A 22691-nucleotide genomic window follows, 5' to 3' on the forward strand; every position below is an offset into this window, starting at 1 on the left:
TCATTCGCCCTCGTTCCGGGCGCGGCAGCGACGCCTGTCTGGATCCGACGCCGCCATAGGGTTCTTGACTGTTGATCAAGACGGTACATTGTCTCTTGTCTATCAATCAAGAGGAGGTGAGTGTGCCGAAAAACCGTGCCGGGGTCGACCGCCAGCTCAAGGAGGAAGAGATCCTCGATGCCGCCGAAGCCGCGTTTCTGGGGCCGGGTGGCTTCCGAAATACCACCATCGCGGCGATCGCCGCCCAAGCCGGCATCGCGACCAACTCCGTGCACTGGTATTTCCCCACCAAAGATGACCTGTTTGTCGCGGTGCTCCGGCGGCGGCTGGAAGAGGCGCTGGCACGGCTGCTGACCGAACCGCTGCCGCCACTAACCGAGCTGGTCCTTGCGGCGCTGCATGAACTCGACCGCACCGCATCGCTGACGGCCACCGTGCACGACCGCGCGGCACATGTGCCGGCGGTGGCCGAGTTTCATCACGGCTTCCACGAAGTGGCCGAGCGCTCCTTGCAAGAAGCCTTCCAACGCGAGGGCCTCACCGACGGCGACGCATTTATGGCCGCGCGGGCGATCACCGCGCTGGTCGAAGGACTGCACCTACACGACAGAAAACGTGACTCAAAGGATCGGGACCGGCTGGTGCTATGGGCGCTGCGCCGATTCACCGGTCGATGAGGGCTGTGCGCATTTGGCCTGACAGCTATATGCGATATAGAAGGCCGCCGGACGCAACTTCGATCAACATCAGCAAATACAGAAAACCAGTTCTGACGAGTTTGGAGCAGGTTTCCTATCTGTGTAGCTAAGAAATTGTGTCCGAGGGGGGACTTGAACCCCCACGCCCATTAGTAGGGCACTAGCACCTCAAGCTAGCGCGTCTGCCATTCCGCCACTCGGACAAGACCCAACGAGAGTTGGCAGCTAAGGCTATCGGATCGGCCCGCGCGGACCCAACCCAGCTCGCCGGCCGCCGCGGGCCCGAGCCCGGCACGCCCGGCAGTGGTAGGAAAGGTGGTTGTGACCATCGATACTGGGGCCGTCGACCCTGCCGATCCCCGCGACGATGTGGTCCAGGTGGTGAGCCGGTTGATCCGGTTCGATACCACCAATACCGGCGAACCCGAGACCACGCAGGGTGAGGCGGCGTGCGCCCAGTGGGTCGCCGAGCAGCTCCAAGAGGTCGGCTACTTGCCGCAATACGTCGAATCCGGCGCACCCGGGCGCGGCAACGTGATCGCGCGCCTGCGCGGCGCGGACAGCTCGCGCGGCGCCCTGCTGATCCATGGGCATCTCGACGTGGTGCCCGCCGAGCCGGCGGATTGGACGGTGCACCCGTTTTCCGGTGCGATCCGGGACGGCTACGTGTGGGGCCGCGGCGCGGTCGACATGAAGGACATGGTCGGCATGATGATCGTGGTGGCCCGGCAGCTGAAGCGGGCCGGCATCGTGCCGCCCCGCGACCTGGTGTTCGCGTTCCTCGCCGACGAGGAGCACGGCGGCCACTACGGGGCCCAATGGCTGGTCAACCACCGGCCCGAGCTGTTCGCCGGCGTCACCGAGGCGATCGGGGAAGTGGGCGGGTTCTCGCTGACCGTGCCACGCCGCGACGGGGGCGAACGCCGGCTGTACCTGATCGAGACGGCCGAAAAGGGGCTGTCCTGGATGCGGCTGACCGCCCGCGGCCCGGCCGGGCACGGGTCGATGGTGCACGACCGCAACGCCGTCACGGCCGTCGCCGAGGCGGTTGCCCGCCTGGGCCGGCACCAGTTTCCGCTCGTGGTGACCGACACCGTCGCGCAGTTCCTGGCCGTCGTCAGCGAGGAGACCGGGCTGACGTTCGACGTGGAGTCGGACGATCTGGCGGGGACGATCGACAAGCTCGGCCCGACCGCCCGCATGCTCAAGGCCGTGCTGCACGACACCGCCAACCCCACCATGCTCAAGGCCGGGTACAAGGCCAACGTCATCCCGGGCTCGGCGGAGGCGGTGGTGGACTGCCGGATCCTGCCGGGCCGCAAGGCCGCGTTCGAGGCCGAGGTCGACGAGCTGATCGGCCCCCACGTGACCCGGGAGTGGATCAGGGATTTCGAGTCGTATGAGACCAGCTTCGACGGCGATCTGGTCGACGCCATGAACGCCGCGGTGTTGGCGCTCGACCCGGACGGGCGCACGGTGCCCTACATGATGTCCGGTGGTACCGACGCGAAAGCTTTCGCGCGCTTGGGTATTCGCTGTTTTGGTTTCAGCCCGCTGCGGTTGCCGCCCGATCTGGACTTCAGCGCGCTGTTCCACGGCGTCGACGAACGGGTACCCGTCGATGCGCTGAGGTTCGGCACCGAGGTGCTGGCGCACTTCCTGACACACTGCTAGTCGACACGACACGAGAGGACTGCCCATGAGCCTGCCGCCCGACCCCTACGACGCGCTGCCCAAGCTGCCGCTGTTCAGCCTGCAGTCGAACTCGATCACCAACGGTCAGCCGCTGGCGACCCCGCAGATCAGCGGGATCATGGGCGCCGGGGGTGAGGATGTCAGCCCGCAGCTGAGCTGGTCGGGATTCCCGGAGGAGACCCGCAGCTTCGCGGTCACCGTCTACGACCCGGACGCCCCGACGTTGTCCGGCTTCTGGCACTGGGCGGTGGCCAACCTGCCCGCCGAGGTCACCGAGCTGCCCGACAACGCCGGCGACGGCAACGAGCTGCCGGGTGGGGCGCTGACCCTGGTCAACGACGCCGGCATGCGACGGTACGTCGGCGCAGCGCCGCCGCCCGGCCACGGTCCGCACCGTTACTACGTCGCCGTGCACGCCGTGGACGTCGATAAACTCGACCTGCCCGAGGACGCCAGCCCCGCATTCCTGGGATTCAACCTGTTCCAGCATGCGATCGCCCGGGCCTACATCTACGGCACGTACGAGCAGACGTAGCTGGATTCATCCGCGAAAGTGCGACCACCGACGGTCACTCGGGAAACGCGTCGGCAGTTGCACTTTCGCGGTGCGCGTGGCCCCGGTCGATGAGTCGGCGCCAGTGTTCGTTGACGTGGTCGGACTGACGCTCGAGCGGGGGCTCGGGCACGCGAGCGGCGTGCGCGGGATCGGCGCCGAGGAACCGCAACACCCGCGCGATCTCGCCGCGGTAGTTCGCGTCGAGATCTTCGTACCGGACCGTCAGGGCCGTGCGAGAACGGGTGCGGAAGTAGGCGGTCCACGCCGCCTGCTCGGCGTCGAGGCGGCGTTCGATCCCGGCGATCTGCTCGTAGGTGGGCGCGACGGCGGTGAGATCGACCGTGGCCCGCCCTGGTGTGGACCGGGCCAGGTAGAGCCCCCACGGGCGCGCCCCCTGCGACGGGGCGGATGAGCGAAACCATTCGCCGGTCGCTTCGGCACGAAACAGCGAGATGGCCTGCGCGCGCCGATCGGCGCGGACGATGTTGACGAAAACCGCTGTCGGGAAGAGCATTTCGAGTACAGCCCCCGGATCGTCACGAAAACCCAGGGCTGCTGCCAGCGCGACGACATCGCGCCAATGAATCTTGACTCCCCGGACCCCGTTGTCCGTCGCCGCGTACGCCATGACCTTCGCCAGATACTCGGGCCACGAGCAGTCCTGCGATAGCTGCAGATCCTCCTTGTACGCCCCCATGTGTGCGGCCGCCAGGTACTCCTCGGGCCGTCCGGCGACTCCAGTCGCCACCAGGCCGGCGGCGAGGAACGAACTACCCGAGCGAGGAGTGGAGGCGATGAGATAGGTCTGGTGTCCCATGCCCTCGACCCCTCGCATGCCCGTGGTTTCGAAAAGACTAATCCGCGGGGCGATCCTGGCTAACCGGTGGGTGTGATTGCCGCGGCGATCGATTCCGAAATGGTGTTGAACAACGTCGGGAACAGACCGCCGAATTCCGTGCCGCCGAGGGTGGCATTGATGGGAACGGTGATGCCCGCCACGCCGGCGGGGATGGTGACCGTCAGCGGTTCGGGCGGCGTGAGCAGCCCGTCGAACGGGACGTGGGCGATGGCCGGCAACGTGAGAGAGCCCAGCACCGGCGTCGACACCGTGATCGGCAGCGGCAGATCCACGAGGAGTTGGCCGTTGAGGAAGCCGTTCATCGCGTACGCGGGCATGTCGCCGATCGCGTTGAGCATTCCCAACACGTTGCCGGCCTGCGCGGCGGCACCGAAGGCCGTTGCCCCCTGGGCGATTCCGTTCGCCATGGCGAACGGTGGGCCCAGTATCGCAAAGCCCAGCTGCAACGGCAGCCCGAAGATGGCGGCGCCGGCCAGCGTGCCGGCGGGGGGTATGCCAGAGAGATTCACCGCGAAGCTCGCGGTGACATTGGCATTGACGAGCGTGTCGATCGCGTTGGCGAAGTTGCCCACCATCATTCCGGCGATGGAGCCGTGCGGGACCAGGCTCGCCAGGCCCACGGGCTGCTGTCCGAGGGCGGTCAGGATGGGGAGCAACTCGGCGGCCGGGCCCTCCAACCCGACCGGACCGGCGATGGTGATCTGGAAGTTGGGCGGGAGGAGGCTGGTGATGCTGCCGCCGATCGCCAAGTGGCTGGTGTCGAATCCCGTGATGAAGAGATCGATGGGGGCGTGTGCCGCGTCCTGCACCGCGCCGTAGTAGTTGCCCGCCTGTATCGCTTGGCCGGCCATCGCCATGTCGTTGCTGGCAATGGGAACCGTCTGCGTGAGATCCGAGCCCATCTTGGTCAGCGACGAGCCGACCGTCCCCCAGAACCCGGTGGTGCCGTTGACGAAGTCCTGTCCGATGGCAACCGGGTTGAAGGTGGCAGCGCCGGCGAGGGTGAGTTGGATGTTCGCCGGCACGTTCGCGGGGAAACCCTGCAGGTCGGTCAGGACCCCGCTCGTGAAGATCTGCGCGTAGTGGTTCTGGTTGGCGGCAATCTGATTCAGGATCGGGAACGGGTGGCTTGCGAACTGCGCGCCCATCAGGTTCAGATCGAACACCGTGGTGTCGCCGAGGACGGTGTACGGGTTCGGGTAGGGCACCGTGCCTGCCGGCATCGGCGCGAAAAGCCCTGGCAGCAACGAATTCAGCAGCGGCACGTCCTGGAAGAGCCCGGTCACGGTTCCGACGACGTTGGTCAGCGTTATTCCGTTGACCAGTTCGTTGGACACGAAGTTGCCCAGGTCCAGTCCGACGCCGTTGAGGGTCGGGCCCAACAATGCGCCGAGGGGCCCAGAGGTGAGGCTCAAGCCCGGGGTCAGGTTGCCGAGGTTTATCGGCCCGAAGAAGTCGCTCAGGGTCGGGAACGCATTGAGGATCGCGGGGTTGAAGAACAGGGAGCCAAAGCCGTTGGCGAATTGGGTCCCGATGCTGTTGAAGGGGCCGAGGAGCTGGCTCAACCCGCTGCTCAATCCGCCGAGCAGCCCACCCCCTCCGGTGCCCAGGCCCAGCAGTCCGTCCAGTCCACCGAGCAGGCCGCCTCCGCCCGAACCGCCGCCGAGCAAGCCGCCGAGCAGGCCGGCACCGCCGCTCGAGCCGCCCAAGCCGAGAAGCCCGCCGAGGATCGGCGTGGACGCGGCCGCGCCGCTGGCGGTGAAGCCGCCGATCATCGCCTGCTCGGCATTGGCGATCTCGGTGCCGAGGTAGGCTGTCGCTCCGCCGTTCAACACGCCCACAAACTCGTGGTGAAATGCCGCCGCCTGAGCGCTCATCATTTGGAATTGCTGCCCGTAGGTACCGAAGAATTCCGAGATGGCGAGCGACACATCGTCGGCGGCAGCGGAGGTGATTGCGGTCGTCTGGCCCGCGGCGGCCGCGGTGGCCTCTCGCAGTGTGGAGCCGATGCCCGCCAAATCGCCGGCGACCGCCCCCATCGCCTCCGGAGCAGCAACTACAAAGGACATCGTGGTCTCCCCTCGAAGACAATCCCCAATAGGCAACTACGTCATACCAGTCACGATGTCGACAAACTCGTGACGAACGAAAACGGCCGTTCCTCTGTTCTAACAGCTAGTTCTACAGATGCACAACCGTGTATCTGCAACCGTGTATCCGCAAGGCAATCAACCGAATTAATCGACACACGCGTAATAAGGCGCCTACCCGGGCTCCTTCGGTCCGTCCGGGTCGATGGCCGCCGACCCCACCGCGTCACGCAGCGAGGCGAACCCGCCCTCGTGCAACCGGCGGGCGATGCCGTCGTGAATGTGCTTGGCCCACAAGCCCCCTCCGTAGATGAAGCCGGTGTAGCCCTGCAGCAGCGAGGCGCCCGCGGTGATCCGCTCCCACGCGTCGTCGGCCGTCTCGATGCCGCCCACGCTGATCAAGACCAGGCGGTCGCCGACCCGCCCGTAGAGCCGGCGCAGCACCTCGACGGCCCTGCGCGCCACCGGCGGCCCGGAGATGCCGCCGGCGCCGAGCTTTTCAACCCCGGGTGTGCTCAGGCCGTCGCGCGACACGGTGGTGTTGGTCGCGACGATGCCGGCCAGGCCCAATTCGACGGCCAGATCCGCGATGTCGTCGACGTCGGAATCCGAGACGTCGGGCGCGATCTTCACCAGGACCGGTGAGGAGGTTTCGGCAAGGACGCCTTCCAGGATGGGCCGCAGCGACTCGACCGCCTGCAGGTCGCGCAGCCCGGGCGTGTTGGGCGAGCTGACGTTGACCACCAGGTACGACGCCAGCGGGCCGACCAGCCGGGCGCTGGTCCGGTAGTCGCCGACGGCGTCGCCGGCGGGAGTGGTCTTCGTTTTGCCGATGTTGACGCCGATCGGCACCTCGGGCCGATGGCGCGCCAACTGGAGGGCCAGCGCGCCCGCGCCGCGATTGTTGAAGCCCATCCGGTTCAGCAGCGCCCGGTCGGCGGGCAGCCGGAACAGGCGGGGGGCGGGGTTGCCGGGCTGGGGCTGCGCCGTGACCGTGCCGACCTCCGCGTAGCCGAAACCCAGCGCGCCCCAGGTGAGCAGGCCCAGGCCGTTCTTGTCGAAGCCGGCGGCCAGGCCGAGCGGCGCGGGAAAACGCACGCCGAACACGGTGCTGGCCAGCACCGGATCGGCGGGACCGGCCAGTCGGTGCAGCAGCCGCCGCGCCGCGGTCACAGCCGTGACGCCGCGCAGGATCGCGAAGACCAGCGTGTGGATGCGCTCGGGCGGGACCAGGAAAAACAGCCGGCGGGTGAGCCGGTACATCACAATTCCGGCTGGTCGGGCAGCCGGCTTTCCAGGCGAGACTTCTTGCGGCGCAACAAAACCCGCCGGCTGCCGTCGTTGTAGAGGCGTACCCGCGTCAGCTCCCATCCGCGGTACTCGGCCTCGATGGACAGCCGGATGGACGCGCTGAGCCGGGTCACTTCCGGCGGCAGGCGCAGCGGTATCCACTCGTATTCGTCCGACATCTCCGCCGCCCAGCCCGCGGGCAGCCGGCTCCACCGCGGCGCCGTCACGGCGCACCCGCCGCGTGCTCGATGACCTGGACGCCCGCCCCCGATCCCGACACCACGTACAAGGTGCCCGACGCTTCGTCAAAAGCCAGCGAGTTCGGCTGCTGCACGGTTGGGTATCGCACCCTTTCGACGGGAATTCCGGTTGACAGATCGTAACCAATGACGACGTTCGAAGCGGTCTGGGACACCCAGGCGAGCCCGCGCGAACCGGCCAGGCCGTACGGGGACTGCCGCACCGGGTAGGCCTGGCGCAGGATCAGCGGGTCGACGCCGTACACCAGCAGCTGCCCGCCGCGGGTGTCCGCCACGAGCGCCCGGCCCAGCGGATCGACGGCCAAGGTGGTCGCGCCCTCCCCGGCACGCAACGCCTGCTCGACACGGCCGTCGGCGCCGATCGTCGTCACCGAGGTCTGCCCTCGGTCCAGAACCACCGTCGTGTTCCCTTGTGCGGCAAGGGCATCCACGCGCGCGAAGATTTTGCTCCGGCCGGCGATGGTGGCGCTCTTGACCGAGTCCGGCGCCCGGGAGGCAAGGGTGTAGACGGCCCCGTCGGCGCTGCCCAGCACCAGCGTGCCGTCGGCGCGTTGCGCGATCGCGGTGAAGTCGGTCTGCGGGGCGCTGGCGAGCGGCACCTGCGTGGCGTGGCCCGCGGCCAGGTCGACGACGAGATAGCCGCCGCGGGTGGCCAGGTAGGCGGTGCCGCGGCCGTCGCCCGTCAGCGCGCTCGCCGGACCCGGCAGGTCGATCACGCGGGGCGGCACGCGCGGATCGCCGAACTCGGTCAGGGTGGCGGGGCCCGCCGGGTCGGCGCCGGAGGCCAGGACGGCCAGTTGCCGGGTGCCGCCGTCGAAGATCGCGGCCGCGCCGCGACCGCCCAGCGGGCGCACCGCCCCGGCCGGGTTCTGGGACGCCGGCGGAGACGCCGCCGGCTGGGCAGGTTCGATGGTCGGTGGCGCGCCGTTGAACGGACCCGAGGAACACCCAGCGGCCCCCACGACCATGGCCAGCAAAACCGGCACCGCGGCGAAACGGTGCTGAACTGCGCGTCTCTTGTCCTTATGCCGTTGCAGCAATTATTTTCCTTCGCGTCACCTACGGGAACGTCAAATTTTAAGGAACGGTTTCGCATCCAATATGGCCATGTTGCCTGCATCGGGCCGGACTGGAGAGGTATCGTCGCGTCATGACCGTCATTGTGGACCGGCATACCGCGGAGAAAGAGTTTGCTGTCGAAGATATCTCGGCGGGAATCTTCGCCAGCGGGTACGGGCAAGTCGGTGATGGGCGCAGTTTTTCCTTCCACATTGAGCACCGGTCCCTCGTCGTAGAAATTTACCGGCCGCGCCTCGCGGGCCCCGTTCCGCAGGCCGAGGACGTGGTGGCCAGGGCGGTCCGCGGCCTGGTCGACATCGACCTCACCGACGAGCGCAGCCTGACGGCCGCCGTGCGCGATTCCGTCGCGCACGCGGTACCGGTAAGCCGTTAGCGGGGATCGCACGCGCGGCGTAGCCGGGCGCTGCGGGTAGCCACCATCCCGCACGTCAACTCCCGTCCCTGTACGGTCGTCGTCGTGACCGTCATCCTGCTGCGGCACGGCCGTTCGACCTCCAACACCGCCGGCGTCCTGGCCGGCCGCTCCGAGGGCGTCGACCTGGACGACAAGGGTCGGGAGCAGGCCGCCGGGCTGATCGACCGCATCGGCGACCTGCCGATCCGGGCTCTCGTCAGTTCGCCGTTGCTGCGCTGCCGGCGCACCGTCGAGCCGCTCGCCGAAGCCCTGTGCCTCGAGCCGCTGATCGACGACCAGCTCGCCGAGGTGGACTACGGGGACTGGACCGGGCGCAAGATCGGCGAGCTCACCAAGGAGCCCCTGTGGCGTGTCGTCCAGGCCCATCCCAGCGCGGCAGTGTTTCCCGGCGGCGAGGGCCTGGCGCAGGTGCAGGCGCGCGCCGTCGCGGCCGTCCGCGAGCACGACCGGCGGTTGGCCGACCAGCACGGCGCCGACGCGCTCTGGGTCGCGTGCACCCACGGCGACGTCATCAAGTCCGTCGTCGCCGACGCCTACGGCATGCACCTGGACGGGTTCCAGCGCGTCACCGCCGACCCGGGGTCGGTGACCGTGATCCGTTACACGCCGCTGCGCCCGTTCGTGTTGCACGTCAACCACACCGGCGCGCGGCTGTCCGCCGCGCTGCGGGCCGGGCCGCCACCGAAAGACGAATCCAAGGGCGATCAGGCTCACGGTGAACCGAAGGGCGAGGCACAAACTGAGCCGAACGGGGCCGTGCCGACGAGCGACGCGGTGGTCGGCGGCTCGTCGGACTGATCGCGCTTAATTCCGCTCTGGCGGGGCAATCGAATCGCACGGCAGCGGCAACAGCCGGTATTTTGGAGGTGCCATGTCCCGCGCAATTCATGTCTTCCGCACGCCCGACCGCTTCGTGGCCGGGACCGTTGGCCAGCCCGGAAACCGCACCTTTTACATCCAGGCGGTGGGCGATTCGCGGGTGGTGTCGGTGATCTTGGAGAAGCAACAAGTGGCGGTGCTCGCCGAACGGATCGGTGCGTTGCTGCTCGAGGTGAATCGCCGGTTCGGCACGCCGGTGCCCCCGGAGCCCGCCGAGGTCGACGACCTCAACCCGTTGATCACGCCGGTCGATGCGGAGTTCCGGGTCGGGACCATGGGGCTCGGCTGGGATTCGGAAGCGCAGACGGTGGTGGTCGAGTTGCTGGCCGTCACCGACGCCGAGTTCGACGCTTCCGTGGTGCTCGACGACACCGAGGAGGGGCCCGACGCGGTGCGGGTGTTCTTGACGCCGGAATCGGCACGCCAGTTCGCCACCCGGTCCAATCGCGTGATCTCCGCCGGGCGTCCACCATGCCCGCTGTGCGACGAACCGCTGGATCCCGAGGGCCACATCTGCGCGCGCACCAACGGCTATAAGCGCAGCGCGCTTCTCGGGCCCGACGATGAACCCGAGGAATAGCGAGGCCCACGAGCGGGAGGTGCTGCGGGACGGCGAGCTGACGGTCCTCGGGCGCATCCGCTCAGCCAGCAACGCCACCTTCTTGTGCGAATCGACGCTGGGCGAGTCGCGCGTGCACTGCGTCTACAAGCCGGTCTCCGGCGAGGCGCCGCTGTGGGACTTCCCGGACGGCACCCTGGCCGGCCGCGAGCTCGCCGCGTACCGGATAGCGACGCAGCTGGGTTGGAAGATCGTGCCCTACACCATCATTCGGCACGGGCCGGCGGGCCCGGGGATGCTGCAGCTGTGGGTCGAGCAGGCCGGCGACGCGGCCGACTCTGACCCGCCGCCGGGCCCGGACCTGGTCGACCTGTTTCCCGCCAACAAGGTGCAGCCGGGCTACCTGCCGGTGCTGCGGGCCTACGACTACGCCGGCGACGAGGTCGTCCTGGTGCACGCCGACGACATCCGGTTGTGGCGGATGGCGGTGTTCGACGTCCTGATCAACAACGCCGATCGCAAGGGCGGCCACGTCCTGCGCGACCTCGAGGGCCACATCTACGGCGTCGACCACGGGGTGTCCCTGCACGTGGAGAACAAGCTGCGCACGGTGTTGTGGGGCTGGGCGGGCAAGCCGATCGACGACGACACGTGCCAGGCGGTAGCCGGGCTCGCCGAGGCCCTCACCGGCTCGCTCTGCGACGAGCTGGCCGGGCACATCACGCGGGCCGAGATCGCGGCGCTGCGCGGGCGCGCGCTCGCGCTGCTGGACAATCCGATCATGCCCACGCCCAACCGCCATCGCCCGATTCCGTGGCCGGCTTTCTAGCGAGGCGATCGCAAGCGCGGCGGAGCCGGGCGCGGCGGGTCGCCGCCATCGGTTAATGCGATTCCGCCGTCGGCGATACTGAACCGGTGACGTCGGCCCCGGACGAGATGACGGACGCCGCGCTGGCCGCCGATCTCGCCGCCGACGCGGGGGAACTGTTGCTGAAGGTGCGCGACGAGGTCGGATTCGGCCATCCCTGGGTGCTCGGCGACGCGGGTGACAGCCTGGCGAACGCGCTGATCCTGCGGCGGCTGCGGGCCGAGCGGCCCGGCGACGCGGTGCTCAGCGAGGAGGCGTACGACGACGTGTCCCGGGTGAATCACGACCGGGTGTGGATCGTCGACCCGCTCGACGGCACCCGCGAATTCTCCACGCCGGGCCGCGACGACTGGGCGGTCCACATCGCGCTGTGGCAGCGCCCCACCGACGGGCGGCGGGAGATCACCGACGCGGCGGTCTCGTTGCCCGCGCGCGGAAACACGGTGTACCGCAGCGACACCGTGACCGCCGACGCCGCGCGCGCCGGCATCCCGGGGACCATCCGGATCGCCGTCAGCGCCACCCGGCCGCCCGCGGTGCTGTACCGCATGCGCCAGACGCTGCACATCCAACCGGTGGCGATCGGCTCGGCGGGTGCGAAGGCGATGGCAGTCATCGACGGCGACGTCGACGCCTACGTGCACGCGGGCGGCCAGTGGGAATGGGACTCGGCGGCCCCGGCCGGGGTGCTGATGGCCGCCGGCATGCACGCCTCGCGGCTGGACGGCTCGCCGCTGCGCTACAACCAGCTCGACCCGTACCTGCCGGACTTCGTCATGTGCCGCGCGGAGCTGGCGCCGATCCTGCTCGGCGCCATCCGCCAGGAATTTCACTGACCTCGCCCGCGTTTAGAGTCGACGTTATGCAGGCGTGGTCTTCCGCACAGGTCCCGGTGGTGCCGGGGCGCGGTCCCGAGTTGCGGCTGTATGACACCTCCGACCGGCAGGTGCGCCCGGTGGCGGCCGGGTCGAAGGCCACCATGTACGTCTGCGGGATCACCCCCTACGACGCGACCCACCTGGGCCACGCCGCCACCTACCTGGCCTTCGACCTGGTGCATCGGCAATGGCTGGACCTCGGTCACGACGTGCACTACGTGCAGAACGTCACCGACATCGACGACCCCCTGCTGGAGCGCGCCGAGCGCGACGGCGTGGACTGGCGCGAGCTGGGCGACCGCGAGGTCGCCCTGTTTCGCGAGGACATGACGGCGCTGCGGATCCTGCCGCCGCGGGAGTACGTCGGGGCGACGGAGGCGATCGCCGAGGTCGTCGAACTCGTCGAGAAGATGCTGGCCTCCGGCGCCGCGTACGTCCTCGACGGCGAATACCCGGACGTCTACTACCGGGCCGACGCCACCCTACAGTTCGGCTACGAATCCGGCTATGACCGCGACACCATGCTGCAGCTGTTCGCCGAGCGCGGCGGCGACCCGCGCCGCCCCGGCAAGACCGACGAGCTCGACGCCCTGCTGTGGCGGGCCGCGCGGCCGGGCGAGCCCAGCTGGCCCTCGCCATTCGGTCCGGGGCGGCCCGGCTGGCACGTCGAATGCGCCGCGATCGCGCTCAGCCGCATCGGCAGCGGCCTGGACATCCAGGGCGGGGGCAGCGACCTGATCTTCCCGCACCACGAATTCACCGCCGCCCACGCCGAATGTGTCCGCGGCGAACGGCGATTCGCCCGGCACTACGTGCACGCGGGGATGATCGGCTGGGAGGGGCACAAGATGTCCAAGAGCCGCGGCAACCTGGTGCTGGTGTCGAATCTGCGCGCGAAAGGCATTGAGCCGGCGGCCATCCGGCTGGGCCTGCTGGCCGGGCACTACCGCGCCGACCGGTTCTGGAACTCCGACGTGCTCGACGAGGCGATCGCCCGGCTGCAGCGGTGGCGCGCGGCGACGGCGCTGCCGGGCGGCCCGGATGCCACCGACGTCGTCGGCCGGGTCCGCCGCTACTTGGCCGACGACCTCGATACACCGAAATCCCTTGCCGCGCTGGATGGTTGGGCAACCGACGCGCTGGAGTACGGCGGTCACGACGCCGCGGCGCCGAGGCTGGTGGCGACCGCGGTTGATGCGCTGCTGGGAGTGCAGCTGTAAAGAGGGGTACGTTTCGCCCATGATGTCGCTGCACGACAAAGTCGTCTTCATCACCGGCGGTGCGCGGGGGATCGGCGCCGAGGCCGCCCGCCGCCTGCGCAACAAGGGCGCCAGGCTGGTGCTGACCGATCTCGACCAGGCCGAACTGGCGGCGGTCGCCGCCGAACTCGGCGAGGATCGAGTGCTCACCGCGGTCGCCGACGTGCGCGACCTGCCCGCCATGCAGGCGGCGGCGGCCAAGGCCGTCGAACGCTTCGGCGGCATCGACGTCGTCGTGGCCAACGCCGGCATCGCCAGCTACGGGTCGGTGCTCCAAGTCGACCCGGAGGCATTCAAGCGGGTGCTGGACGTCAACGTGCTCGGCGTGTTCCACACTGTGCGCGCCACGCTGCCGTCGGTGATCGACCGCCGCGGCTACGTGCTGATCGTGTCGTCGCTGGCCGCGTACGCGGCGGCCCCGGGCCTGGCCCCGTACAACGCCTCAAAGGCCGGCATCGAGATCCTCGCCAACGCGCTGCGCCTGGAGGTCGGCCAGCGGGGGGTCGGCGTCGGCTCGGCGCACATGTCCTGGATCGACACCGCCCTGGTCCGCGACAGCAAGGCCGACATCCCCTCCTTCGGCGAGATGCTCGCCAGGCTGCCGTGGCCGTTGAACAAGACCACCACCGTCGAGGAATGCGCGGACGCGTTCGTGCGGGGCATCGAGGCCCGCGCCGACCGCGTCTACTGCCCGCGCTGGGTTGGCCTGTTCCGGTGGCTCAAGCCGGTGCTGTCCACGCCCCTCGGGGAACTTCCCATCCGCAAGACCGCCGCCGAGCTGTTGCCGCGGATGGACGCCGAGGCCGCCGCGCTCGGCCGGTCCATGTCCGCGTCCAACGTGGAGATTTTGCGCGAAACTCAGGGCTTTTCACCCAACTAGTCGACGGTGGCGACCCGCGGCGCCCGGCTACGCCGCGCTTGCGATCGCCACTAGTCGACGGTGGCGACCCGCGGCTATTTGCGCCGGCGGCGAAGGTAGCGCTCGAACTCCGCCGCCAGCGCGTCGCCGTCGATCTTGCCGAGGGCCTCGTTCATGTCGACCTCGGCGTCGCCGCGCTGCTCGAGCGACGACACGTATTCGGCCAGGTCCTCGTCCTCGGCGGCCATCTCGGTGATCGCCTGCTCCCACTCCTCGGCCTGGGCCGGCAGGTCACCCAGCGGCACCTCGATGTCCAGCACGTCCTCGACGCGGCGCAGCAGCGCCACCGTCGCCTTCGGGTTCGGCGGGTTGGACACGTAGTGCGGCACCGCCGCCCAGAACGTGACGGCGGGGATCCCGGCGGCCACGCACGCGTCCTGGAACACCCCGGCGATCCCGGTCGGGCCCTCGTAGCGGGTTTCCTCGAGGCCGAAGCGCTTCGCCGACTCGGGGGAGTAGGCCGCGCCCGACACCGGGACCGGCCGGGTGTGCGGCGTGTCGGCCAGCAGGGCGCCGATGATGACGACGGTGTCGACATTGAGCTTGTCGGCGATGGCCAGCAACTCGGCGCAGAACGTGCGCCAGCGCATGTTGGGCTCCACGCCGTGCATCAACACGACGTCGCGGTCGCTGCCCGGGGGCCGGCAGTGGGTGATCCGCATCGCCGGCCACACCAGCTCCCGGGTCACCCCGTCGATCTGCCGGATGACCGGGCGATTCACCTGATAGTCGTAGTACGCCTCGTCGTCGATCTCGACGATCGGGTCGGCCTCCCAGATGGCGTCGAGGTGCTCGAGCGCGTCGCTGGCGGCGTCGCCCGCGTCGTTCCAGCCCTCGAACGCCGCCACGACGACGGCGTTGTGCAGTTCGGGCAGCGCACGGGCTTCCGGGCCACGATCCGGCAAGGTCACAGAATCAGCGTACGGCCTGCTGCAAACCGCCTGCGCCGTTCCGCGAGGCTGGCAGAGACCTGTCAACCTCTGGGCGTATTGCATAGGACGACTATCCTTATGGCGTGACTGCCGCCAACGCACACCGCTCCGAAATACGTTCGGCTGCAAACTGGTTAACCTTGGTAACTACTACGTCGCCGACAGGATCCGCGAGCTGTCGATTTCGGCGATGAGTTGGGCGTCCAGACGTCGATCGGGGGACGACGTAGACTTTGCTGGTCGAGAGGCGTTGCAACGGTTCCGGTTCCCTGCCGGTATCCGCCACGCTCGGCAGAGTCAAGGACGCCTTCCGCTACGGAAGGAAGTACGTGAACGCCTTTGAACCGAACATCCGCCCCGACTGCATCGACGAACTGACGGCTGCCCTGCGCCGGCGGATCATGGTGATCGACGGCGCGATGGGCACCGCGATCCAGCGGGACCGGCCGGACGAGGCCGGCTACCGCGGCGACCGGTTCACCGAGTGGCCGACCGCTCTTCAGGGCAACAACGACCTGCTCACTCTGACGCAGCCGCAGATCATCGAGGGGATCCACCGCGAGTACCTCGAGGCGGGCGCCGACATCCTGGAGACCAACACGTTCAACGCGAACGCGATCTCGCTCTCCGACTACGACATGGCGGACCTCAGCTACGAGCTGAACTACGCCGGCGCGGCGCTGGCCCGCAAGGCGGCCGACGAATTCAGCACCCCGGAGAAGCCCCGTTACGTCGCCGGCGCAATCGGGCCCACGACGCGGACCGCGTCGATCTCCCCGGACGTCAACGACCCCGGAGCCCGCAACGTCTCCTACGACCAGCTGGTCGCCGCCTACCTCGAATCCGCGAACGGCCTGGTCGACGGCGGCGTCGACCTCCTCATCATCGAGACGATCTTCGACTCGCTGAACGCCAAGGCGGCGGTGTTCGCCGTCGAGACGCTGTTCGAGGAGCGCGGACGCCGCTGGCCGGTGATCATCTCGGGCACCATCACCGACGCTTCCGGGCGGACGCTGTCCGGCCAGGTCACCGAGGCCTTCTGGAACTCGATCCGGCACGCCAGGCCGCTCGCGGTGGGCCTCAACTGTGCCCTGGGCGCGCCGGAGATGAGGCCCTACATCGCCGAGGTGGCGCGGATCGCGGACACCTTCGTCTCCTGCTACCCGAACGCCGGCCTGCCCAACGCCTTCGGCGAGTACGACGAGTCCCCGGAGCGCCAGGCCTCCTACATCGCCGACTTCGCCGGGGCCGGTCTGGTCAACCTGGTCGGTGGTTGCTGCGGGACGGCGCCACCGCACATCGCCGAGATCGCCAAGGTCGTCGAGGGCAAACCGCCGCGCGAGCTGCCGGAGATCCCGGTGGCCACCCGGCTCTCGGGCCTGGAGCCGCTCAACATCACCGACGACTCGCTGTTCGTGAACATCGGTGAGCGCACCAACATCACCGGCTCCGCCCGGTTCCGCAACCTGATCAAGGCCGAGGACTACGACACCGCGCTGTCGGTCGCCCTGCAGCAGGTCGAGGTCGGTGCGCAGGTCATCGACATCAACATGGACGAGGGCATGATCGACGGCGTCGCCGCGATGGACCGGTTCACCAAGCTGATCGCGTCCGAGCCCGACATCAGCCGCGTCCCGGTGATGATCGACTCCTCCAAGTGGGAGGTCATCGAGGCGGGCCTGAAGAACGTGCAGGGCAAGCCGATCGTCAACTCGATCTCCATGAAGGAGGGCGAGGAGAAGTTCATCCGCGAGGCACGGCTGTGCCGCAAGTACGGCGCCGCCGTCGTCGTGATGGCCTTCGACGAACAGGGGCAGGCCGACAACCTGGAGCGCCGCAAGGAGATCTGCGGGCGCGCCTACCGGATCCTGACCGAAGAGGTCGGATTCCCGCCCGAGGACATCATTTTCGACCCGAACTGCTTCGCGCTGGCGACCGGTATCGAGGAGCACGCGACCTACGGGATCGACTTCATCGAGGCCTGCGCCTGGATCAAGGAAAACCTGCCCGCGGTGCACCTCTCCGGCGGCATCTCGAACGTGTCGTTCTCGTTCCGGGGCAACAACCCCGTCCGCGAGGCGATCCACTCGGTGTTCCTCTTCCACGCCATCAAGGCCGGCCTGGACATGGGCATCGTCAACGCCGGCGCGCTGGTGCCCTACGACTCGATCGACCCCGAGCTGCGGGACCGGATCGAGGACGTCGTCCTGAACCGTCGCGAGGACGCGGCCGAACGGCTCCTGGAGATCGCCGAACGGTTCAACAGCTCGGAGAAGGCCGAGGACCCGGCGGCGGCCGAGTGGCGATCCTTCCCGGTCCGCGAGCGCATCACGCACGCCCTGGTCAAGGGCATCGACGCCCACGTCGATGCCGACACCGAGGAATTGCGGGCCGAGATCGCCGCGGCTGGTGGCCGCCCGATCGAGGTGATCGAGGGACCGCTGATGGACGGCATGAACGTCGTCGGTGACCTCTTCGGCTCGGGCAAGATGTTCCTGCCCCAGGTCGTGAAGTCGGCCCGGGTGATGAAGAAGGCCGTCGCGTACCTGCTGCCGTACATCGAGGCGGAGAAGGAAGAGTCCGGCGCCGCAGCCGGTAAGGACACCAACGGCACCATCATCATGGCGACGGTCAAGGGCGACGTCCACGACATCGGCAAGAACATCGTCGGGGTCGTGCTGCAGTGCAACAACTTCGAAGTGATCGACCTCGGCGTGATGGTGCCCGCCCAGAAGATCCTGGACGCGGCGAAGGAGCACGACGCCGACATCATCGGGCTGTCCGGCCTGATCACCCCGTCGCTGGACGAGATGGTCAACTTCGCCGTTGAGATGGAACGCGAGGGCATGGAGATTCCGCTGCTGATCGGCGGCGCGACCACCTCGCGCGCCCACACGGCCGTGAAGGTATCGCCGCGCCGTAGCGGTCCGGTGGTCTGGGTCAAGGACGCTTCCCGCTCGGTGCCCGTCGCTGCCGCGCTGCTCGACGACAGGCAGCGTCCGGCCCTGCTGGAGGCCACCGAGAAGGACTACGCGTCGCTGCGCGAACGGCACGCCCAGAAGAACGAGCGGCCGCTGCTGACGCTGGAGAAGGCCCGCGCGAACCGGACGCCGATCGAGTGGGACGGCTACACGCCGCCGGTGCCCGCTATCGGTGCGGGAGTACGGGAATTTCAGGATTACGACCTCGCCGAGCTGCGCGAGTACATCGACTGGCAGCCGTTCTTCAACGCCTGGGAGATGAAGGGCAGGTTCCCCGACATCCTCAACAACCCCGTGTCGGGCGAGGCCGCCCGCAAGCTGTACGACGACGCCCAGGAGATGCTCGACACCCTGATCAAGGAGAAGTGGCTGACCGCCAACGGGGTGATCGGGTTCTTCCCGGCAAACGCGGTCGGCTCGGGTGTTGAAGACATCGAGGTGTACACCGATGAGACCCGCACCGAGGTGCTGACCACGTTGCACAACCTGCGCCAGCAGGGCGAGCACCGGGACGGGATCCCGAACCGGTCGCTGGGCGACTACATCGCGCCCAAGGACACCGGTCTGGCCGACTACGTCGGCGCCTTCGCCGTCACCGCGGGGCTCGGCAGCCAGGAGAAGATCGCGGAGTTCAAGGCGGCCGTCGACGACTACAGCGCGATCCTGCTGGAGTCGATCGCCGACCGGCTGGCAGAGGCATTCGCCGAACGGATGCACCAACGGGTCCGCAAGGAGTTCTGGGGATTCCAGCCGGACGAGCAGCTGGACAACGACGCACTCATCGGTGAGAAGTACGTGGGAATCCGCCCTGCGCCCGGCTACCCGGCCTGCCCGGAGCACACCGAAAAGGCGACGCTGTGGACGCTGATGGACGTCCAGGAGCGGACCGGCATTGAGCTGACCGAGTCGATGGCGATGTGGCCGGGTGCCGCCGTGAGCGGCTGGTACTTCTCGCACCCGCAATCGCAGTACTTCGTGGTCGGCCGGATGGCCCAGGACCAGGTCGCCGACTACGCGAAGCGCAAGGGCTGGACCCTGGCCGAAGCCGAGCGCTGGCTCGCCCCCAACCTCGGCTACAACCCGGAGGACTGAGGTTCGCGCTCTGCCGCGAGCGCGCGTGTTTGTACGGCGACACGCCGGCCAGCGCGGCAGTTTGCGGACCTTCGCGGCCGAAGCTCAGCAGAAACCGCCGTGACTTTGCTCGGTGCCGCGTGAAACAATCGCTGGCCGTGAAGACCTTCGAGGAGCTGTTCGCCGAACTCGGCGAGCGTGCCCGCACCCGGCCGGCCGGCAGCGGCACGGTCGCCGCGCTGGACGGCGGCGTGCACGGCCTGGGCAAGAAGATCCTGGAGGAGGCCGGCGAGGTGTGGCTGGCCGCCGAGCACGAACCCGACGAGGCGCTGGCCGAGGAGATCAGCCAGCTGCTGTACTGGACGCAGGTGCTGATGATCGCGCGCGGACTGTCCCTCGACGACATCTACCGGAAGTTGTGAGCATGCTGCGGGTTGCCGTTCCCAACAAGGGCACGCTCAGCGAGCCGGCCAGCGAGATCCTGGCGGAGGCCGGCTACCGGCGCCGCACCGATTCCAAGGACCTCACCGTCATCGACCCGGTCAACCAGGTCGAGTTCTTCTTCTTGCGGCCCAAGGACATTGCCATCTACGTGGGTTCGGGGGAGCTGGATTTCGGCATCACCGGACGCGACCTGGTGCGCGACTCGGACGCACCGGTGCGCGAACGCCTGGCGCTGGGCTTCGGGTCGTCGAGCTTTCGGTACGCCGGCCCGGCCGGCCAAGACTGGACGACGGCGGACCTGGCCGGCAGGCGGATCGCCACCGCCTACCCGAACCTGGTCCGGAAAGACTTGGCCGAGAGGGGGATTGAGGCCACGGTCATCCGGCTTGACGGCGCCGTGGAGATCTCGGTACAGCTCGGTGTGGCCGACGCCATCGCCGACGTGGTGGGGTCCGGGCGCACCCTGAGCCTGCACGACCTGGTGGCCTTCGGTGAGCCGCTGTGCGATTCGGAGGCGGTGCTGATAGAGCGCGCCGACGAGGGCGGCCACGAAACGAAAGCGGTGCGCGATCAACTGGTCGCGAGGGTCCAGGGCGTGGTGTTCGGCCAGCAGTACCTGATGCTCGATTACGACTGCCCGCGTTCGGTCCTGGACAAGGCAACGTCGATCACCCCGGGACTGGAGTCACCGACCATCGCCCCGCTCGCCGATCCGGACTGGGTGGCGATCCGCGCCCTGGTGCCGCGTCGCGGCGTCAACGAGATCATGGACGAGCTCGCCGCCATCGGGGCCAAGGCGATCCTGGCGTCCGACATCAGGTTCTGCCGGTTCTAGACCAACGGGTGGCTTTCTCGCGGCTGTGTTAGCGTCCGGCTAGGGCTGCTGCAAGGTAGACGCCCGCGTCATTGTCTAGTCCCCGGGAGGGTCTTCGTGACACACGCGCTAATTCTGTTGCTGGCTTTACTCATCGGTGTCGTCGCCGGGTTGCGTTCGCTGACGGCCCCCGCCGTGGTCGCCTGGGCCGCATACCTGGGTTGGATCGACGTGCACGGCACGTGGGCGTCCTGGATGGCCAGCATCATCACCGTCATCGTCTTCACCGTTCTCGCCGTCGGCGAGCTGGTCAACGACAAGCTGCCCAAGACGCCGGCCCGCACGGCGCCGCCGATCTTCGCCGCCCGCATCATCACGGGCGGGTTGGCGGGGGCGGTACTGGGCGCCTGGCCGCACTGGACCTTCTCCGCGCTCGGCGCGGGCGTCATCGGGGCGGTGCTCGGCACCCTCGGCGGCTATCAGGCCCGCAAACGGCTGGCCGCCGTGGCCGGCAGGGACCTGCCGATCGCGCTGCTCGAGGACGCGGTCGCGGTCCTCGGCGCGTTCGCCATCGTGGCGGTGACGGGTCACGTGCTGACGGAGTACCTGCTCACGGCGGTTAAGTGACAACGCATTTCGATGCGATCATCGTCGGCGCCGGGCAGGCCGGCCCTCCGCTGGCCGGACGGCTGACCGCCGCCGGCCAGCGCGTCGCGGTCATCGAGCGCAAACTCGTCGGCGGCACCTGCGTCAACAACGGATGCATCCCGACCAAGACCCTGGTGGCCAGCGCGCACGCCGCCCACCTGGCCCGGCGCGGAGCCGAATACGGCGTGGGGACCGGCCCGATCCGCGTGGACATGGCGAAAGTCAAGGCGCGCAAGGACGACATCATGCTCGCCGACCGCAAGGGCGTCGAAAGCTGGTTGGACGGCATGGACGGTTGCACCGTCTTTCGCGGTCATGCCCGTTTCGAAGACCCGCACACCGTCAGCGTCGACGGCGACCTGCTGCACGCCGACCGCATTTTCCTCAACGTCGGCGGCCGCGCGGTGGTGCCGGACGTCCCGGGGCTGTCCGACGTCGAATTCCTCACCAACGTCTCGATCCTCGAACTCGACACGCTGCCAGACCATCTCGTCATCCTCGGCGGCAGCTACATCGCGCTGGAGTTCGCGCAGATGTTCCGGCGCTTCGGGGCCCGGGTCACCGTGGTCGAGCGCGGCCCGCGGCTGGCGTCCCGCGAGGACGAGGACATCTCCGCCACCGTCAGGGAAATCCTGGAGGCCGAGGGCATCGACGTCATCGTCGGCGCTGATGACGTGCGAATCACCAAGACCGACAAGGGATTCGAACTCACTCCTGGCGGCGGCGCCCCCCCGATCGCCGGAACCCAGCTGCTGGTGGCGGTGGGGCGGCAACCCAACACCGACGACCTCGGCCTGCAGGCGGCCGGCGTGCAGACCGACGCCCGCGGCTACATCGTGGTCGACGACCAGCTCAAGACCAGCGTCGATCACATCTGGGCGATGGGCGACTGCAACGGCAAGGGCGCGTTCACCCACACCTCGTACAACGATTTCGAGATCGTCGCCGCCAACCTGCTCGACGACGACCCGCGCCGGGTGAGCGACCGCATCACCACCTACGCGCTCTACATCGACCCGCCACTGGGGCGTGCCGGGATGAGCGTGAGCCAGGTCCGCGCGTCCGGCCGCAAGGCGTTGGTCGGCAAGCGGCCGATGACGCGGGTCGGCAGGGCGGTGGAAAAGGGTGAGACGCAAGGCTTTATGAAGGTGGTGGTGGACGCCGAGACCGACGAGATCCTGGGCGCGGCCATCCTCGGGGTCGGCGGCGACGAGGCGATTCACGCCATCCTGGACGTCATGTCGGCCAAGGCGCCGTACACCACGCTGTCGCGCACGATGCACATCCACCCCACCGTCAGCGAGTTGATTCCGACGATGCTGCAGGAGATGTCGCCACTAGCCGATTGACGTGGTGCTGCCAGGAAGCTTCCGGCGCGCCGAACGTGCGCTCACTGCAAAAAGGCGCGGAAATTTGGCGGGGGGGCGCCGGGGGGGGGCCGCCCCCCCCCCCCCCCCCCCCCCCCCCCGGGAGAGGGCACCCCCAACCCCCAGCGC

The 22691-nt window shown here is 68.6% G+C and carries 21 protein-coding genes and 1 tRNA gene; 15 read left to right on the forward strand and 7 right to left on the reverse strand.

Annotation, left to right across the window (positions count from 1 at the left end; genetic code table 11):
- The first annotated feature begins 71 nt into the window (after positions 1–71).
- On the forward strand, positions 72–677 hold the full coding sequence (locus tag A5787_RS06620) for a TetR/AcrR family transcriptional regulator (RefSeq protein ID WP_197506977.1): 606 nt from the start codon (positions 72–74) through the stop codon (positions 675–677).
- Between the two features lie 138 nt (positions 678–815).
- Here the strand turns inward: A5787_RS06620 and A5787_RS06625 are convergent.
- A tRNA-Leu gene (locus tag A5787_RS06625) sits at positions 816–901 on the reverse strand.
- A gap of 118 nt (positions 902–1019) precedes the next feature.
- Between A5787_RS06625 and A5787_RS06630 the strand changes: the two genes are divergently transcribed.
- Positions 1020–2372 (forward strand): M20/M25/M40 family metallo-hydrolase, encoded by a 1353-nt coding sequence (locus tag A5787_RS06630; protein WP_066963452.1) that lies wholly within the window; start codon positions 1020–1022, stop codon positions 2370–2372.
- 25 nt (positions 2373–2397) lie between these two features.
- Positions 2398–2928, forward strand: coding sequence for a YbhB/YbcL family Raf kinase inhibitor-like protein (locus A5787_RS06635; protein ID WP_066963455.1), 531 nt, complete (start codon positions 2398–2400; stop codon positions 2926–2928).
- Between the two features lie 34 nt (positions 2929–2962).
- Here A5787_RS06635 and A5787_RS06640 read toward each other — a convergent pair whose 3' ends face one another.
- The 5 genes from A5787_RS06640 to A5787_RS06660 form a co-directional block, all read right to left on the reverse strand.
- Positions 2963–3766, reverse strand: a complete 804-nt coding sequence (locus A5787_RS06640; RefSeq protein WP_066963458.1) for a Stf0 family sulfotransferase — start codon at positions 3764–3766, stop codon at positions 2963–2965.
- 59 nt (positions 3767–3825) lie between these two features.
- Positions 3826–5877, reverse strand: a complete 2052-nt coding sequence (locus tag A5787_RS27640; protein WP_066963461.1) for a PE family protein — start codon at positions 5875–5877, stop codon at positions 3826–3828.
- A 195-nt stretch (positions 5878–6072) separates the two neighbouring features.
- Positions 6073–7161: a quinone-dependent dihydroorotate dehydrogenase gene (locus A5787_RS06650; RefSeq protein ID WP_066963464.1), complete on the reverse strand. Its 1089-nt coding sequence runs from the start codon at positions 7159–7161 to the stop codon at positions 6073–6075.
- A complete protein-coding gene (locus A5787_RS06655; protein WP_066963468.1) occupies positions 7161–7415 on the reverse strand; it encodes a DUF5703 family protein in 255 nt (84 codons plus the stop codon). Before A5787_RS06655 ends, A5787_RS06650 begins: the two co-directional genes overlap by 1 nt.
- Positions 7412–8416 (reverse strand): YncE family protein, encoded by a 1005-nt coding sequence (locus tag A5787_RS06660; RefSeq protein WP_156763800.1) that lies wholly within the window; start codon positions 8414–8416, stop codon positions 7412–7414. Before A5787_RS06660 ends, A5787_RS06655 begins: the two co-directional genes overlap by 4 nt.
- Before the next feature lie 182 nt (positions 8417–8598).
- On the opposite strand from A5787_RS06660, the gene A5787_RS06665 reads away from it, so the two are divergent.
- From A5787_RS06665 to A5787_RS06695, 7 genes are all read left to right on the forward strand, one after another.
- Positions 8599–8901, forward strand: coding sequence for a hypothetical protein (locus A5787_RS06665; RefSeq protein ID WP_066963473.1), 303 nt, complete (start codon positions 8599–8601; stop codon positions 8899–8901).
- A gap of 84 nt (positions 8902–8985) precedes the next feature.
- Positions 8986–9741 carry a histidine phosphatase family protein gene (locus tag A5787_RS06670; RefSeq protein ID WP_066963475.1) on the forward strand — a complete coding sequence of 252 codons (756 nt, stop codon included), beginning with the start codon at positions 8986–8988 and terminating at the stop codon, positions 9739–9741.
- A 73-nt stretch (positions 9742–9814) separates the two neighbouring features.
- On the forward strand, positions 9815–10402 hold the full coding sequence (locus A5787_RS06675; protein WP_066963477.1) for a DUF3090 domain-containing protein: 588 nt from the start codon (positions 9815–9817) through the stop codon (positions 10400–10402).
- Positions 10386–11210, forward strand: a complete 825-nt coding sequence (locus A5787_RS06680; protein WP_082977104.1) for an SCO1664 family protein — start codon at positions 10386–10388, stop codon at positions 11208–11210. The genes A5787_RS06675 and A5787_RS06680 overlap by 17 nt, the downstream gene beginning before the upstream one ends.
- Positions 11211–11317: 107 nt before the next feature.
- On the forward strand, positions 11318–12085 hold the full coding sequence (locus A5787_RS06685) for a 3'(2'),5'-bisphosphate nucleotidase CysQ (protein WP_066963511.1): 768 nt from the start codon (positions 11318–11320) through the stop codon (positions 12083–12085).
- Between the two features lie 26 nt (positions 12086–12111).
- The gene (gene mshC, locus A5787_RS06690; RefSeq protein WP_066963483.1) at positions 12112–13347 is read left to right on the forward strand and encodes a cysteine--1-D-myo-inosityl 2-amino-2-deoxy-alpha-D-glucopyranoside ligase; all 1236 of its coding nucleotides are present in this window, start codon (positions 12112–12114) and stop codon (positions 13345–13347) included.
- Positions 13348–13366: 19 nt separating this feature from the next.
- Complete coding sequence (locus tag A5787_RS06695) at positions 13367–14266, forward strand: SDR family oxidoreductase (RefSeq protein WP_066963485.1); 900 nt, start codon at positions 13367–13369, stop codon at positions 14264–14266.
- Between the two features lie 74 nt (positions 14267–14340).
- On the opposite strand, the gene A5787_RS06700 is transcribed toward A5787_RS06695, so the two are convergent.
- Positions 14341–15210 carry a PAC2 family protein gene (locus A5787_RS06700; RefSeq protein WP_197506979.1) on the reverse strand — a complete coding sequence of 290 codons (870 nt, stop codon included), beginning with the start codon at positions 15208–15210 and terminating at the stop codon, positions 14341–14343.
- Between the two features lie 356 nt (positions 15211–15566).
- Here A5787_RS06700 and metH point away from each other — a divergent pair, with 356 nt between their 5' ends.
- The 5 genes from metH (at position 15567) to A5787_RS06725 (ending at position 22544) form a co-directional block, all read left to right on the forward strand.
- Positions 15567–19310: a methionine synthase gene (gene metH / locus A5787_RS06705; protein ID WP_066963515.1), complete on the forward strand. Its 3744-nt coding sequence runs from the start codon at positions 15567–15569 to the stop codon at positions 19308–19310.
- Between the two features lie 119 nt (positions 19311–19429).
- Positions 19430–19711 carry a phosphoribosyl-ATP diphosphatase gene (locus A5787_RS06710; protein WP_066963488.1) on the forward strand — a complete coding sequence of 94 codons (282 nt, stop codon included), beginning with the start codon at positions 19430–19432 and terminating at the stop codon, positions 19709–19711.
- 2 nt (positions 19712–19713) lie between these two features.
- Positions 19714–20568 carry an ATP phosphoribosyltransferase gene (gene hisG / locus A5787_RS06715; protein ID WP_066963491.1) on the forward strand — a complete coding sequence of 285 codons (855 nt, stop codon included), beginning with the start codon at positions 19714–19716 and terminating at the stop codon, positions 20566–20568.
- 96 nt (positions 20569–20664) lie between these two features.
- The gene (locus A5787_RS06720) at positions 20665–21174 is read left to right on the forward strand and encodes a DUF4126 domain-containing protein (protein ID WP_066963494.1); all 510 of its coding nucleotides are present in this window, start codon (positions 20665–20667) and stop codon (positions 21172–21174) included.
- Complete coding sequence (locus A5787_RS06725; protein ID WP_066963497.1) at positions 21171–22544, forward strand: FAD-containing oxidoreductase; 1374 nt, start codon at positions 21171–21173, stop codon at positions 22542–22544. The genes A5787_RS06720 and A5787_RS06725 overlap by 4 nt, the downstream gene beginning before the upstream one ends.
- Positions 22545–22691 lie beyond the last annotated feature (147 nt).

Source organism: Mycobacterium sp. 852002-50816_SCH5313054-b (genome assembly GCF_001667185.1).
GTDB lineage: Bacteria > Actinomycetota > Actinomycetes > Mycobacteriales > Mycobacteriaceae > Mycobacterium.